This window comes from Thiobacillus sp., from assembly GCF_013693775.1.
Classification (GTDB): Bacteria; Pseudomonadota; Gammaproteobacteria; order Burkholderiales; family Thiobacillaceae; genus Thiobacillus.
Window position 1 is genome coordinate 191,293 of the sequence record NZ_CP059257.1, and the last position, 15,227, is coordinate 206,519.

The window sequence follows — 15,227 nt, forward strand, 5'->3', positions numbered from 1 at the left end:
GCCTTCTGACTTTTATCCGTAATTACACGTAGCGGTTTAATAGCATCTTGCACCGTGTTTGCAGAACATGCGGTTGTCCGATGGTTCTGCGGATACTTGCATGCTGCAACCTTCGGCTCGGCATGGCCAGCTTCAACCCTACAAAGATAATGGCGCATTCAACTTTCGGAGTGGTCGGCAAGGAAAAACGGCGTTTTGCGCGGCAGCCTACGTTGCAGACCGCGCACGTCCGGTTCGGCGAAGGTCCGGCCATCCCATCCGAGATTCGGGACTACTGCCAGAACGGCCTGTACGTGGCTTTTCTCGAGGAAGGAGTACAGGACGCTGCACTGCCTTCGCTGGTTGGGACGTCGGTACGGGTGGAATTCTCGGTTGCCGGCTCGGCAACTTACGGATGCAATGGCCGTGTCGCTCGCGTTTCNCCNGGCGGGATCGGGGTATTCGTTGCGGCCATGCAGGAAGAGGCGCTGCATGCCCTGCGCAGGGCGAACGCGCGTCTGGTCCTAACCCGCCCCACCCAAGGCAGCGCCAAGCTGAATCCACATCAGACACAGGCACTGCAACAGGAATGCACCAATCTCTTCCGCAGCTTCCTCAATGCCGTCATGCAGGACTTTTTCCAGTGGGCGGTGGAGCGTCTGGGCCAAGCGGGACAAGACGAGTCCAGTTTCCTGGAACGTTCGCGCTACGACTACGGTGCTCAGGAACTGATGCAGCGCCGCAGCCGGATCGAGGACGATTTCTACAATGCCATTCGCGACCGCATACAGGATATCGGACCCGTTCAGGAAACGTCCTGCGGGGCGTCCGCAGACAATCCGCTCGCCCTGGTCGAGGAAGCGGAGTTCGAGGACTGGCTGAATCTGTCGTCCGTCATCCGGCAGGTCGAGGCGGACGTCGCCCTCCCACTGGGCACGTTCGAGCAGCGCTATAGCCTGTTGGCCGGCATCCCGATCGATCGGAAGAACAATCCTTTCGGTCCGGAAATGATCGGCCGTACCTTCCAGATCGCCATTCAGGGACTGGATTTTTCCAATCCCATGCGGACGGTACTTTACAAAGCGCTTGGGCAGGCCATATCAGGCCATGCCGCGGCGCTTTACCAGCAACTCAACCAGACCCTGATTGCCCTGCAGCCTGCTGAAACGGTCAAGCCCGTACACGCATCCGGCTCGGCGACATCGATATCCAAACCGCCGGCAGCCGCAACCCGCGGTGACGGCAGCGCCCGGCCCAAGCCGGATCTGGCCGAGATCGCCGATACGCTGAATGCGCTGTACAAGCAGGACCAGACCGGCATTGCCCAGACGCCAGAGAGCGCCGAGTACAGCCTGGACCGTATTCTGGCCGGTCTCGAGCAGACCCAGCGGCGCACCTCGCAAGCGGCGGTGAGCCTGCTGCCGGCACAGGCTCTCTATCCGGGTGGCGCCGCCATGTCGCAGGCTGTGCGCCCCGAGGTACTGCAGGTGGTGAACCGTCTGCAGCAGGCAGCCCGGCAGCTGGCCGGCCGTGTGGAACCGTCGCCGCAGGCCGGCGGGACGCAGCACAATGGCGGCGCTGCGCTGCCGGAGGCCCGTTTGCGCGATCTGCTGCTTGCCCTGGATGGCCTGCCGATGGCAGGCCAGCCGGCAGCCGGCATGCCATCGTTGGCCGATCAGCTCGCCGCGCGTATCGCCTCTGCCGGNGGAAATGCCAGCCGGCTGGCATCGACCCATCGGCAGATCCTGGATACCACGGCCGATCTGTTCGCGCGGGCGCGGGCGGATGTCGTNCCCCGTTCGGATATCGAATCGCTGGTGAAGCGGCTCGAACGCCCGCTGCTGAAGCTGGCGTTGCAGGATACCCATTTCCCCAATTTGCCCGATCACCCGGCTCGCCAGGTACTCGATCTCATCGAGCAGTACGCGGTGGCGGCAGACGACAAGGGTAGATTCTTCGATACCAAGCTGCAGCGGTTCCTCTATTTGCTGGTAGACCGCGTGTGCAGCCAGGCCGACAACGATCCCGGCATTTTCGGGATGGTTCGCGACAGTCTCGAGAAAGTGCTGTTGCCGATCCTGCAGATTCGCAGGACACGAGTGGCGCGCCTGCAGGAGGCCTGCGAGGGCAAGGAGCGGATTCGCACGGCACGTACCCGAGTCAACGCGGCGCTCGAGCAGCGCCTGGCCGGACGAGAAGTGCCCGGCATGCTGCTGCGCCTGCTGGATGCCGGCTGGCGCCAGTATCTGGTGTTGCTGGAGATGCGCCAGGGCGCGCAGGGGGATGCATGGAATGCGGCGCTGGCCGTGCTCGACCAGTTGTTCGAGCGGTTTGATCCCACGCCTGCGGATACACCGCGCAGCACCGAATCGGCGCAGACGTTGCTGGCTGAAATCGAGCGCGCTCTGGCAACGGTCAATGTGGATGCCAAACTGCTCGCTGCGTTCATGAACGAACTGGATGCCAGCCTGACCGACGGCGCAACGCAATCTGTTCCGGGACGGGCAATGGTTCGGGTGCCCCCGGGCCGGCTGGCCTCGTCGGGCGAACGGGGCGTCGTGCCCGCGCATCGCCAACTGGCGGATCGCCTGCGGGTGGGCGACTGGTGGGATTTCAGCGTGGACGGCAACCGGATACCGATGCAGCTCATCTGGATCAGCCAGCCGCCCGCGAACTGCACCTTTGCCAACCGATCCGCTACCAGCAAGACCGATTTCACCCTGGCCGAACTGTCCCGGCAGATGCAGCGTGGAACGGCCAAGCCGGGCAAGGATCTGGACCTGCCGCTGATCGAGCGTTCGGAGCAGTCCCTGTTCGACGATACCTATCAGAGCGTGATGCAACAGGCCATGCACGATCCAGTGACCGGACTGCTCAACCGCAAGGGCTTCCTGCAGCACCTGAACCGGATGGCGATACCGGACCAGGCGGACAGGACGCATGCCGTCGGCATCATCGAGTTCGATCAGTTCCGCATGATCGTCAACACCTGCGGCGAGGACGTCGCGGANAAATTGACCCGCAGCCTGGCCCGCGAAGTCGGGGCGCATATCGGCCCCGACGCCATACTGGCTTCGTTTCGCGACGACACCTTCGCGCTCATGCTGCCCAACTGCAAGCGGGTCGAAGGCTGCAATGCCATCGACAGCCTGCTCGACCGGGTGAAGGACTACTCGTTCCAGCACGGGCAGCACAGTTACAGCATTGGCTTCAATGTCGGCATCACCGAGTTTGCCCCGGACCGGTTCAGCGCGGCCGAGGCGATCCGGCGTGCCGATTCGGCCTGCATCACGGCAAAATCGCAAGGCCGCAACCGGATGCAGATCTATGACCAGGCCAGCCCCCAGTTGCAGTCGCAGGAATCCTTGATGGATTGGGCGGGCCGGATCGATTCCTTCCTCAAAGGCAGCGGGCTGCATCTGCGCTGCCAGCAAGTGATGCCGCTCGTCGGNGGTAACACCCGGCTGCCCTATTACGAGGTGCTGCTGGGGATCGAAGGCGAGGGGGTGGAAATCCTGCCAGGGCATTTCATCCCGGCCGTGGAGCGGCTGCAGCGCGCGCACGAAGTGGATATCTGGGTGATGCGGAACGTGTTCGAATGGATCGCCGCCAACCGGTCGGAATTTGCCTCCGTAGGNGGCTTCGCCATCAACCTGTCCGCCACGTCGCTCAGCAATCCCGAGGTAATGCGCTACCTGCAGGAGATGCTGCCGGTCAGCGATTTTCCCACCGAGAAGATCATCTTCGAAATCACGGAAAGTGCCGCCATCGAAAGCTACGGGGCCGCGCAGGATTTCATCCGGGAAATACGCCGCTACGGCTGCAAGTTCTCGCTTGACGATTTCGGCAGCGGATTCACGTCCTATGCCCACCTGAAGAATCTGCGTACCGATACCCTCAAGATCGACGGCAGCTTCGTCAAGGACATGATGCAGAATTCCAGCGACTTCGCCATGGTCAAGTCGATGAACGACATCGGCCATTCGTTGGGACTGCTCACGGTGGCCGAATACGTGGAGTCCGAGACGACGCTGGAGGCGCTGCGGGAAATCGGTGTCGACTATGTCCAGGGCTACGCCATCCACAAGCCGTGCCGCATCGATGACATCTTGTCGATGGCAGCCTAGACGGGGGCCGGCCAGAAAAACGCCGCTCATTGAGCGGCGTTTTGTTACAACTGGTGCCGGCGATCGGAATCGAACTGACGACCTTCGCATTACGAATCAGCCTCAGTGGGTTGGCAGTGATAACCCGGGACACTCCCGGATCAATGAAATCAACGACCTCCGGCACCAACTGAGCTTTTAATTATCCCTCAGAATCGCACGTTTTCATAGTCGCTGTGCCATGAGTGTGCCACGGAAAATCGGCGCGGATCAATCCGACAGCCGTTGAGCCTGCTGCTGTCGGGGGCCTGCAGGCCATCATCAGCGAAGCCGTTACCGCGATCAAGAATCGTCTTGAGAGCGTCTGATCGCATGACCACGACGCACAAAAGGAAAGGGGCCCTCTTTTGACGGAGAGCCCCTTCGGGAGTTGGTGCCGATGACCGGAATCGAACTGGTGACCTACGCGTTACGAGTGCGTTGCTCTACCAACTGAGCTACATCGGCGTTGCCTCGAACCTTGTTCGGTGCAGCCTCGCAGTATAGCAACAGTTCGCTGGTGAGTGGAAGTGCTTTGTGCTGTTGCTTCCCGTTAACGGCGCGGCCAGATCATCTCGCCCACGCGGCAGCAGATGAAGGGGTAGCGGTTTACGGTGAACAAGGTCGCGTCCTCGGCGTCTTGAGTGCCAACGAAGAACAGCCAAGCCTTCTCCGGCTGACCGGTCTTGCCCTTCACCGCATCCTTGGCGATCTCGATTTCCTCCCGCAAGGTGTTGCGCTGCCTATCGGTCCACTCAGCCCACATCACGCGAACCTTGTAGAACCTCGTAGGGCGCTTCTCGCCCTTCGGCCACTCGCCGGCGTCCAAGGCCCAATCAATGTAGGTGTTCGTCTCGACTGCTGAACCCCAACGCAGTGCAGCGCAGAACAATCGCGTTGGAGNGTTGTTGCGCTTCGATCCCGAAGAAGCCAAGGCCACGAAACACCCCGCATAGGTCGTGCCGGGACAGCCCGGAATTTCAAGCGGCAACTGTGCCCGGTCGTTGGGGAAGTCCATGAAGACACGACAAACTGGCCGGATGGTCTTGACTGTGTGGCCGTGATACGCCGCGCCGCGCTCACCGTTGGCGCGGGTTCTCGTGCGGCCTGTGCCATCAACGGCGCCGGGCACATCCCCACCAGCCGTAACCGGGCGCTCTTCATCAAAACGAAGGCGATTCGGGAAGGGCACTGGGAAGCCCTCGGGCGTACCGACCTTCTCGCTCTTAGCCTTCTTGACCAGCTTTTCCACGCCATCGACACCGCACGGCTGGATGTGCTTGTTGTCCATCGGCGTGAAGTACGGGCGCTTCTTGTTGATGTTCTTCCGGTACGAAGCAGGAAAGACCTGAATGCCGCATCCAGGGCACTCGTAGGCCTCCTTATCTACGACTTCCAAATCCCAAAGCTGCTCCGCGTCGATGATGTCGCCGGTGCGTTTGTCTCGGGCACTATCCACTGATTCCCTCCCTTCGGTTTCGGCAGGCCACGGATTGAGCGCAGCCCCAAGCTTGTGTCTGGCGAAGTTATCAGCACGTTGATCCATTCGCGCTAGGCGGTTAGCTTTTGAAAACGCGTCAACCGGCTTGCCAGTTGACGGCGGCACCAGCAGCGTTCGCTGCGCATCCCCAACCCCGCCGCTTTCCGGACAACATAGCCATGCTGATTTCGCAGCAAGGAGGGCGGCGCTTTGCCAAGGAGATTTCACGTGGCTCTCAAACTCGTCACCCAAGCCAACTTGACCGACTGCGGGCTTGCCTGCGTTGCCATCGTCGCCGGTAAGTCACTGGAAACAGTGTTGCGCGTCGCCATCAAGGAATGCGGATACCCCAAGGACGGCCCGCACACCACCACCGACGACAGCCTTTTCAAGCTGCTCGATCACTTCGGGATCAAGTACGGCAAGAAGCAGAAAGTGAAAACCGTTGAAGCCCTGCCCCCGGTCGCCATCATGGAAACCCGCAAGATGCCATCGACCGGCAATTCGCATCTGGTGGTTTTCGAGCGCACGCCCGAAGGCGATGAACATGCCCTTGATCCCGGCTGGTGGCTCAAGCAGCAGATTCGCAGCGATTGGAACCGGATCAAGCTCGACACGTTCATCCCGATCTACCTTCCCGAGCCTGCCACCAAGACAAGCAAGAAGAAAACCGCAGAGCCTCCCACAGCAACCGAGGCGGAAACATCTGCCAGCCAATCACCTGCCAAGAAAGCCAAACCGCCCAAAAGCAAGGCAAGCGGCAAGAAGTCAACAGCAAATACCGCCACCAATTCGGAACAAGAACCCACCGTCAAGGATGCCCAAGGCGATGCACAGGCGGAAGCAAGCACCCTTGTTCAGCCAGAGGAAACAGGTACCGCTCTCATCGTTGGCGACGAAAGCAAGGCGGACAACACACCAGCGCAGGAGCCCGGTGATGTGGCCTGACGGGATGTTGCTCCAGTCACTTCAGCGTATCGAGTTGATTGATCCGTGGCGCATGTCTGGTGGCATCGTCGGCAAGGTTGAACGTAGCTTGCTGGCGGGGGCTATCGCTCTGCACTTCGAGCAGGTAGCGGCCGTCTTCACGTCACCGCTGCGCTATTCGCGTTGCCAGCGCGGCACCGCTGTCGATGCGCTGGGCGACGGCGCACTGTCAGACTTGGGCTATCGCCTCACCATGCTGGAAGCCGAGGACGCAACCCGCTGGGTGCTGCCGTGCTCACTGAGTCGGCTGACCGTCGATGCTGAAGACTGGCTCTCGCCGCCACAGTCAGGCCAGCCGCTACCGTTGCTGCTCTCGACAACCTTGACAGACACCGATGATCGGCCATCAGTGGGGCTTCGGCTGCTGCGCGGTGGCTGGCATCAACTGACCTATCGCCCCGATCTTGACGGCTGCATTGAATTCTCGCCGGCGGGGCATCACTTTCACCCCGCAGAGCCTGTCACCGTCCCCAGCCCAGAAGCGGAGTTTGGTTGGTTGCATCCGGCCAGCCCATACCCGTTTGCACTGGATGACAGGTGTTGGCGCAGCGCCCANCCCCGCGATTGGCCGTGGCCTTTGCAGCGGGCTTGGCGAAGTCAACCAACTGATGGGCAATACCGAGAGGCGATGCGGCGCGCGCTGCTGGCCCGCTTTGCACAGCATGACAGCCTGCGAGAAAGGCTTTTCGCCATGCGGCTCTCAGTCAGTGTGGAAGGCGTGCCGGATGGCCTCATTGAAGAGGTTGCTGCCGACTTACAGGCACTACACGGACAACGGGCCGTTGATGTTGTCCAGTAGCGCGTGAATCTGCCGCCGCACGGAGGGGTCGGCTTTGCTGTAACGGTAGATCAGATCAGCAATCTCGTCCTCGTCGGCATAGAAGAAGGCGACAGGTACCCTCAACACGTTGGCCAGGTTCCTCGCCGTCAGCAGATCAGGCTTGTGAACGCCCAACTCGTAACGGTTGATCCGCGTGCTGGCCACGAACTGGTCTATGCCTGCTTCGATGCCGAGGCTCTTCTGTGATAGCCCAGCGGCCATGCGTGCCTGCTTGAGCCTCTTGCCCCATTGCTCGTTTTCTTTTTCCATCTCGCGCCCAAATGGCTACGAGATTCGTATGTGTCATGTATTCTAGATACTACGAAGATCGTAGTTTTGAGCCCCGTGCACCTCAATCCTGAACATCAAGTGTCAATTCACAAGGAAGGAATTCAAAGAATGCAGTACAGCCCCTCATGCCAAACCAATAGCGCCGGAAAGTCTGAATCGGCCCATTTGAAGATCAACAGCGTCACCCGTGCCGTGGCTGTCCTTGCCTGTGCCGTCGGCTTGACCGCCTGCTCATCGAAGCCGGAGACGGCAGACATCCAGAAGGACCTGGCCGAGGCCTACGCGTGCCCGGTCATTGAGCTTTCCGATGTCAAGAAGGCGGACGGGGCCGAGGCCGACGGCAAGCTGTATGACGTGTCCTTCACGCATACCGTCAGCGTCAAAGGTGGCGCCGACGCCGCAGCCAAGCTCTTCTCGGAGTGGGCCTATCTCGAAGCCCAAGTGCAGCCGACGCAGATTGCATTGGACAAGGCGCTATTTGATGCCGACGTGCGGGCAGCGCAAGGCCAGCTTCCCGATGGCCGGAATGCCGATCCCGAAGTTCGCCGCTTGACGCAGGCCAAAGAGCAACTGGCAACCAGACTGGCAAGCCTGATGCCCTGCGAAACCATCGAAGCAGTGACTCGCTTGCAAGTGATGCGAAGCGCCGCCGAAGAGGCCGCCAAGTCTGGTCAAAGCCAGATTGCCGTGCCGGTCGCCATCAAGGTGCGTGGCACGGGACGCATGGGCAAAGCCGAAAGCGGCTGGCACTTTGCAGGCATGCCTGCCTTCAGCACAGTCGAGATCGTGACTGCGAACGCCACCTATCCCCGCTTCAAGGCTGAGGCCACCGCGAACACCAGCGCGCCCACCGAGGCCCGCAGACTGGTTGGTAAGGTGCGCGCAGGCAACACCGATAGCTGTCTTGAAGTCTCCGCATCGGGGATGCCAAGTGCTACACCTTGCCGGGCGAGCCGGACGTGGCGTCGCGCATTTTCAGCGCCTGCCAAGACGGTGCCATGTGCGCAATCACGGGGCAATTCGATGACAAGAACGAAAAGCTGATCCAGTTCAGCAAGGCCGAAAAGGTTGCGCCATGAGGCCCGCCCTGACGGGCTGGGCTCGAATGCGCCGCGCAGCCATAACGAGGTTGCTGCTCACGGCTGCGTTGTCCTCAGTTTCGTTCTTGTGCCACGCCGAAGGTACCTTGCTCAAGGTTCCCACCCGCGAAGGCGTGACCACGACCCTGTTCTGGGAGCCGGCACCGAACGCCAAAGCCACCGTGTTCCTGTTCCCCGGTGGNGGTGGTGGCTTCGGCAAGGTCGAGGACGGCAAGGCTATTGGGCAGAACTTCCTCGTTCGCTCCGAGCCCTTCTTCATCGCCAATGGCTTTAACGTAGCCATCTTTGGCCGCCCCAGCGACTCTCAGGACTTGGACTACGCCGACCGCATCAGCGATACGCACATGGCCGACGTGCGCAAGGTGCTGGAGTTCGTCAAGAACAAAGCCGATGCGCCGGTCTGGATTGTTGGCACCAGCCGGGGCACGATTTCAGCAGCGGCGACGGCGATCAACCTGCAAACCGATATTGCGGGCGTGGTGCTGACCTCCAGCGTGGTCAGCTACAAGAAGCCGGGGGCGGTGCCTAAGCAGGACTTGGATCGAATCAAAGTGCCTGTGCTGGTACTCCACCACGCCAAGGACGCCTGTCCCCACTGCCAGCCTTTCGAGGTGCCAGCCATCCTGCGCGGGCTAAAGAACGCTCCCGTCAAAAAGGAAATCATGGTCAGCGGCGGCGAGAACCCCACGGGCAACGTCTGCGAGGCGCTGCACTGGCATGGCTACATCGGAATGGAGCGCGAGGCGGTCGATCTGATTGCCGAATGGATCAAGAAGCCGGTGAATTGATAGCCGTCCAGGCAATTTTGTGGCTCAACACAACACCACAGAAGGAGCCTTTCATGATTACAACCACCATTGCCGAGTTGCAGTCCGCTCTACGCTTGCTTGCAAACGACATCGCCGTCTCGGTTCCTTGGGATGCATTGCATAAATGGGCTGGTAGCAACCCTCTCGCAGTCGAACACTACGCACAACTGCAAGGTCTCTGGAACGAGGTCTGGTGGGAGGCGAACCGTGCTACCCCAGCACCAGCCGTGTACCTCTATCACGGGTCGGCAAAGTTGACGCTGGTGCGGGAGAGCACGCTTGACGACCCGCCCGCAGTGGCGCTGCAGGACTTGGCGTGCATCTCGGTGCCCCAATGACCTGAGCCATTGAGCTTGCGCCTCCCACATAGAGCCGGCGCCCCACGTCTGGGGCATCGGCTTTTGTCTTCCAAGCTCATTTCAGAGCGCGTATGATGTGCAGTACTTTGTACAAAACCTGAGGAGCCAACCATGGCCATTTCTGCCGGTGACGTAATTCCGCTGTCGCAAGCCAGGGCGAACCTGTCTGAACTGGCCGACCAGGTGAAGGCTGGGGCCGAGAAGATCATCACCAAGAATGGTGAGAGCTACGTGGCCATCATCGACGCCCAGCGGCTGGACTACTACCACCAACTTGAGCGCGAACGCATTCACCTGCTGCTGATTGACGATGCGAGCAAAGGCCTCGCGGATGTTGCAGCGGGCAAGGTCAAAGACGCGCACAGCACTTTGACCGCTATCAAGCGCCGCCGCGTTGCCAAGGCTGTTGGATAAGAACGGCCTCGAATCGTGACAGCCAAGCACACCGTCAAACTCACGGGCAACTTCGAGCGGAATCTTGAGGAGCTTGAGGCATTCTTGGTTGAAGCCGAAGCTCCGCACGCCTTCGATGCTTTGCTGGACGAACTGATAGATACCGTCATTCCAAATCTGGAGAGCTTNCCCGGAATGGGGCGTTTGTTTCTGGAACGGCCTGCACGCTCGATTGAGGTTGCAAACGGCATTGCTCGCCTGACAAAGCAACTTGGCTCTCTCGCCAAGGACGGCGAGTTGCGCGAGTACGTGATGACGCGTTACCTGCTGTTGTATGCGCGGATCAAGGGTTCTGTCTACCTGCTTTCGATCCGCCATCAACGGCAGCTTTCCTTTGACTTTCAGGCGCTGTGGCCGACAGGGAACTGATTTCCATGATCCAAAGCCACTCCTTCACCCCGCATCAGCTAGCGTATTTCGCCCATCAATTGACGCGAAGGGCTGCATCGGACTCCATGGATCGCATGGCGGGTGCTCTNTTGGACGCGCAAGTCGATCTGAACCCTCACCAGATTGACGCGGCGCTGTTTGCCACGAGCAACCCGCTCTCCAAAGGAGCCATTCTTGCGGACGAGGTGGGTCTCGGAAAGACGATTGAGGCAGGGCTGCTGATTGCTCAGCGGTGGGCTGAACGCAAGCGCAGAATCCTGGTTATTGCGCCAGCTAACCTGCGCAAGCAATGGCACCAAGAGCTGGCTGACAAGTTTGGAATTGCCGCAGCGGTACTTGAAGCCAAGTCGTACAAGCAGGTACTTAAAGAAAGGGGTGGTAATCCCTTCGATGCGCCACAAGTCCTCATCACTTCGTACCAATTCACCAGCGGCAAGGCCAAGGAAGTTCAGTCGGTGCCCTGGGACTTGGTGGTCATTGACGAAGCGCACCGGCTACGCAATGTCTACAAACCCGACAACAAGACGGCTCGCACGCTGAAAGATGCCTTGGTGTCCGCTCCGAAGGTTTTGTTGACTGCTACGCCCTTGCAAAACTCCCTGCTCGAACTGTACGGGCTGGTGAGCTTTGTGGATGAAAAGGTTTTTGGCGACTTGGATAGCTTCAAGAGTCAATTCGGGTCGATCAAGGATGCAGCAAGCTTCGACGCTCTGAAACGCCGGATTGAACCCGTCTGCAAGCGCACGCTCCGGCGACAGGTCGAGGCCTATGTCAAATACACCAAGCGCATTCCATTGCTGCAAGAGTTCGTCCCAGGTGCCGACGAAACAAACTTGTACAACCTTGTCTCCGAATACCTACAACGAGACTCCCTATTCGCGTTGCCCAACAGCCAGAGGCAACTGATAACTCTTGTGCTGCGCAAGCTGCTCGCATCAAGCACATTTGCGATTGCAGGGGCACTGGACACACTTGCAAAGCGCCTGCGTCAAACCTTGGACGAGAAGTCGGCAAGTCTTGATCTTGCGGACGAGTTGGACAACGACTTTGAAGGCTTCGATGAGCTGGCAGAAGAAGTCGAACGCATCGAAGAGCAAGAAAGCCAAGCGGGGAAAAAGGCCAAGACCGAGCAAGAGATACTCGCCATCAAGGCAGAAATCATTGAGCTGGAGTCATTCAGGGATTTGGCGGTCTCAATTGCAGAAAATGCCAAGGGTCTGGCCTTGTTGCAGGCCCTCAAGGTGGCTTTTGAAAAACTTCGGGATTTGGGTGCAGAGCAGAAGGCAATCATCTTCACGGAGTCACGCCGTACACAAGATTACTTGCTGACCTTGCTTGGCAAGACTCCTTATGCACCCGGGGTTGTGCTCTTTAATGGCACCAATAACGATGCCCGATCCAAGGAGGTATACGACGCTTGGATCAAGAAGCATGCGGGCACCGACCGAATCAGCGGCTCACGATCTGCCGACACCCGTGCCGCGTTGGTGGAGTACTTCAAGGAGCAAGGCAGCATCATGATTGCCACGGAGGCAGGTGCGGAGGGCATCAACCTTCAGTTCTGCTCCATGGTTATCAACTATGACCTGCCATGGAACCCGCAGCGGGTGGAGCAACGGATTGGCCGTTGCCATCGCTACGGGCAGAAGCATGATGTCGTTGTAGTGAACTTCCTCAACAAGGAAAACGAGGCCGACCGGCGCGTGTATGAACTTCTGGCGTTGAAGTTCAAGCTGTTCGATGGGGTGTTTGGGGCCAGCGACGAAGTTCTAGGCGCGGTCGAATCCGGTGTCGATTTTGAGCGACGTATTGCTGAGATTTACCAGACATGTCGTCACCCCGAGCAGATTCAATCGGCTTTCCAGCAATTGCAAGACGATCTTGCTGGCGAGATCAGCGATGCCATGCTGAACGCCCGCAAGGCGCTGCTCGAAAACTTTGACGTAGACGTACAGGAGCGGCTGCGCCTCCGCGATCAAGCTGCCCGCGCGTCGCTGGGCAAGCTCGAACGCATGCTGATGCGTTTCACGCAGGCCGCATTAGGGGCGAACGCACGCTTCGATGAAGATGGAACGGGCTTCCTGCTAGACAGCACACCGGACTTTGTCGGCGGTGCACCGAAGCAAGAAATTCAACTCGGACGTTACGAGTTGCCGAGGCGAACCGAAGAGGCTCACATCTACCGGCTGCAACACCCGCTTGCGCAATCGCTGATTGACTATGCCAAAGGTCAAAAGCTAGTGCCTGCCAAACTCCGCATGCACTACAACAGCTATGGGGCGCATATCGCTGTGGTCAAACAGCTTATGGGGCGCTCCGGTACCGCAGTCGTCAGCTTGCTCAGCGTGGAGTCATTAGGCGCGAAAGAAGATCACTTGCTGTTAGCCGCGCAGGACGATACAGGTGCGATACACGATGCCGAGACGGTTGAAAAACTGCTCTCGGTTCCCGCAATTGCCAGTGCTTTGCCTCCGGCTAGTCCGCAGCCGAATGCCGATGCTGTTGCCGAGTTGGGTCAGCCGGGCCTCGACTTCAATGCTGCCTACGTACCGCTATCGCCTGCACTGGAGCAGGAAATCAACCGACAGAAGAGCATCGTGCTCTCAGGATTGGAAACGCGCAATCTGGCGGCGTTCACGCAAGAGACGGACAAGCTCGACACTTGGGCCGATGATCTGAAGGTCAGCCTTGAGCGGGAAATCAAGGAACTCGACCGCCGCATCAAAGAAGCCCGCACCTTGAGCAAAGGCGCAGCGACTCTAGCCGAGAAGCTGGCAGCGCAGAAAACTCAGCGTGATCTTGAGGCTCTGCGCGACCGGCGGCGGCGCGAACTNTTTGACCGTCAGGATGAAATTCAGGCAAAGCGCGATGGCCTGATTGACGAACTGGAAAAACAACTAAAGCAGAACATTACTGCTACCCGGCTTTTCGCCGTGGAATGGGAGGTTTATTGATGGCGGCCTTGCCCACCAACTTTTTGAATATTCTCAAGGACAAGCTTGAGAAGGACTTCGTTCCGCACCTGCCTGAACTTCTCAACAAGGAGCGGCCGAAGGCCGATCAGGACAAGAAGCAGCTTTCCCGAGCCTTCAGCGGTTTCGTCCTGCACAAGATGTTGAACCTTGGTATTGCTGACGCCGCACAGTCCGTGGTCGATGACTTCGACGACAACGGCCTCGATGCAATCCACTACGAGGCTACGAGCAAAACGCTCTATCTAGTGCAGACCAAGTTCCGCGAGCGAGAGCAGTTCGATGAGGGCGATGCCATTCGTTTTCGTAGTGGCGCTGACCTGTTGCTTGGTCAGCGTTACGACCGCTTCAACGCAAATGTCCAGTGCCGCAAGGATGAACTGGATGACGCCTTCGATGAAGCCGAACGCATTCAATTGGTTGTTGCTTACATCGGAACGGGCTTTTCAGCACATGCCAACGCTGCGCTGAAGGAATTGACCGAAGACGAAGACCACCATGAAATCGGGCGCTTGCAGCCTGACATTGCAGAGTACGGCCCGGATAAGGTTCAAGCCGATCTTTTGGCCGAACAAAGCGTCGGCGTGGTGAACGACAGCCTGCGATTGACCAAGTGGCAGCACCTCGGCGGGCACCGCGATACGCACATCGGCGTGGCGCTGGTCTCTGATCTGGTGGCGCTGCACAAGAAACACAAGAAGGCGCTGTACGAACGCAACATCCGGTACTTCCTCGGATCACGTGAATCGGATGTCAACAGGTCGATTCAGGACACCTTGCGCACCGCTCCGGATGAGTTCTTCTACCTGAACAACGGCATCACCGCTTTGGCCGATCAGGTTGAGGCGCCACAAGGCACTAAGGCCACCAAGCGATTGCGCCTGCGCGGCCTGTCTGTCATCAACGGTGCACAGACGATCTCATCAGCAGCAGAGTTCGTCGCTCAGAACCCGCTTTCCGATATTTCCAATGCCAAGGTGTTGGTGACAATCATCAAGGCCGATTCGGAGGGCAAATTCGGACGCTCCGTGACGCGGGCGCGAAATCATCAGAACCCCGTTTCGACCGGCAACTTTGCGTCTCTTGACCCGCGGCAGGAAGAGCTACGCCGCGAGCTGGCCTACCTTGGTTACAGCTATCACTATCGGCCCGAGGCAACGCCTCGCAACGCTGATGGGTCGGCCAACATCATCACCATCGAGCAAGCCATGAAGGCCTTGGCCTTGTTCGAGGTCGATTCGCGCTATCCATACTGGCTCAAGAACGAAATTTCCCGGTTCCAAAACGCGGAGTCCAGCGAGTACCAATCGCTGTTCACGCAGACGCTGACGGGAGCGCAACTCGTCAACAAGGTGAAATTCTTCCGCTTTGTTCGAGATGTGCTTGCCGCCAATGCCGCCGCGACAAGAGGGGCAGAAGGGCTTTTCTGGCTCTGTTGAATT

General features: G+C 59.1%; 9 protein-coding genes and 1 tRNA gene. 8 read left to right on the forward strand and 2 right to left on the reverse strand.

The genetic code is table 11. The features are described from left to right. Positions 1 to 149: 149 nt before the first annotated feature. Positions 150 to 4,106: a DUF1631 family protein gene (locus HZY77_RS00935; protein WP_296817863.1), complete on the forward strand. Its 3,957-nt coding sequence runs from the start codon at positions 150 to 152 to the stop codon at positions 4,104 to 4,106. Between the two features lie 410 nt (positions 4,107 to 4,516). On the opposite strand, the gene HZY77_RS00940 is transcribed toward HZY77_RS00935, so the two are convergent. Next, positions 4,517 to 4,592 (reverse strand) — tRNA-Thr (locus HZY77_RS00940). Between the two features lie 1,240 nt (positions 4,593 to 5,832). Here HZY77_RS00940 and HZY77_RS00945 point away from each other — a divergent pair. Continuing rightward, positions 5,833 to 6,552: a hypothetical protein gene (locus tag HZY77_RS00945; RefSeq protein ID WP_296817865.1), complete on the forward strand. Its 720-nt coding sequence runs from the start codon at positions 5,833 to 5,835 to the stop codon at positions 6,550 to 6,552. Positions 6,553 to 7,354: 802 nt separating this feature from the next. On the opposite strand, the gene HZY77_RS00950 is transcribed toward HZY77_RS00945, so the two are convergent. Further along, entirely contained in the window at positions 7,355 to 7,681 is a 327-nt protein-coding gene (locus HZY77_RS00950) for a helix-turn-helix transcriptional regulator (RefSeq protein WP_296817867.1), read from the reverse strand. Between the two features lie 129 nt (positions 7,682 to 7,810). Between HZY77_RS00950 and HZY77_RS00955 the strand changes: the two genes are divergently transcribed. The 6 genes from HZY77_RS00955 to HZY77_RS00980 all read left to right on the forward strand — a co-directional run bounded on the left by HZY77_RS00955 (position 7,811) and on the right by HZY77_RS00980 (position 15,224). After that, positions 7,811 to 8,746, forward strand: coding sequence for a hypothetical protein (locus HZY77_RS00955; protein ID WP_296817869.1), 936 nt, complete (start codon positions 7,811 to 7,813; stop codon positions 8,744 to 8,746). Positions 8,747 to 9,643: 897 nt separating this feature from the next. Continuing rightward, positions 9,644 to 9,949, forward strand: coding sequence for a hypothetical protein (locus HZY77_RS00960; protein ID WP_296817871.1), 306 nt, complete (start codon positions 9,644 to 9,646; stop codon positions 9,947 to 9,949). Between the two features lie 132 nt (positions 9,950 to 10,081). Beyond that, positions 10,082 to 10,384: a type II toxin-antitoxin system Phd/YefM family antitoxin gene (locus HZY77_RS00965; RefSeq protein ID WP_296817873.1), complete on the forward strand. Its 303-nt coding sequence runs from the start codon at positions 10,082 to 10,084 to the stop codon at positions 10,382 to 10,384. A 15-nt stretch (positions 10,385 to 10,399) separates the two neighbouring features. After that, positions 10,400 to 10,792: a type II toxin-antitoxin system RelE/ParE family toxin gene (locus HZY77_RS00970; protein ID WP_296817875.1), complete on the forward strand. Its 393-nt coding sequence runs from the start codon at positions 10,400 to 10,402 to the stop codon at positions 10,790 to 10,792. Positions 10,793 to 10,797: 5 nt separating this feature from the next. Next, positions 10,798 to 13,767, forward strand: a complete 2,970-nt coding sequence (locus HZY77_RS00975; RefSeq protein WP_296817878.1) for an SNF2-related protein — start codon at positions 10,798 to 10,800, stop codon at positions 13,765 to 13,767. Continuing rightward, positions 13,767 to 15,224 (forward strand): AIPR family protein, encoded by a 1,458-nt coding sequence (locus HZY77_RS00980; protein ID WP_296817880.1) that lies wholly within the window; start codon positions 13,767 to 13,769, stop codon positions 15,222 to 15,224. Before HZY77_RS00975 ends, HZY77_RS00980 begins: the two co-directional genes overlap by 1 nt. Positions 15,225 to 15,227: the final 3 nt, after the last annotated feature.

Excerpts from the sequence above, each read along its gene's own strand:
- HZY77_RS00950 (WP_296817867.1), bottom strand. The coding sequence starts at position 7,681 with ATGGAAAAAGAAAACGAGCAATGGGGCAAGAGGCTCAAGCAGGCACGC.
- HZY77_RS00960 (WP_296817871.1), top strand. The coding sequence starts at position 9,644 with ATGATTACAACCACCATTGCCGAGTTGCAGTCCGCTCTACGCTTGCTT.
- HZY77_RS00980 (WP_296817880.1), top strand. The coding sequence starts at position 13,767 with ATGGCGGCCTTGCCCACCAACTTTTTGAATATTCTCAAGGACAAGCTT.
- HZY77_RS00955 (WP_296817869.1), top strand. The coding sequence starts at position 7,811 with ATGCAGTACAGCCCCTCATGCCAAACCAATAGCGCCGGAAAGTCTGAA.
- HZY77_RS00965 (WP_296817873.1), top strand. The coding sequence starts at position 10,082 with ATGGCCATTTCTGCCGGTGACGTAATTCCGCTGTCGCAAGCCAGGGCG.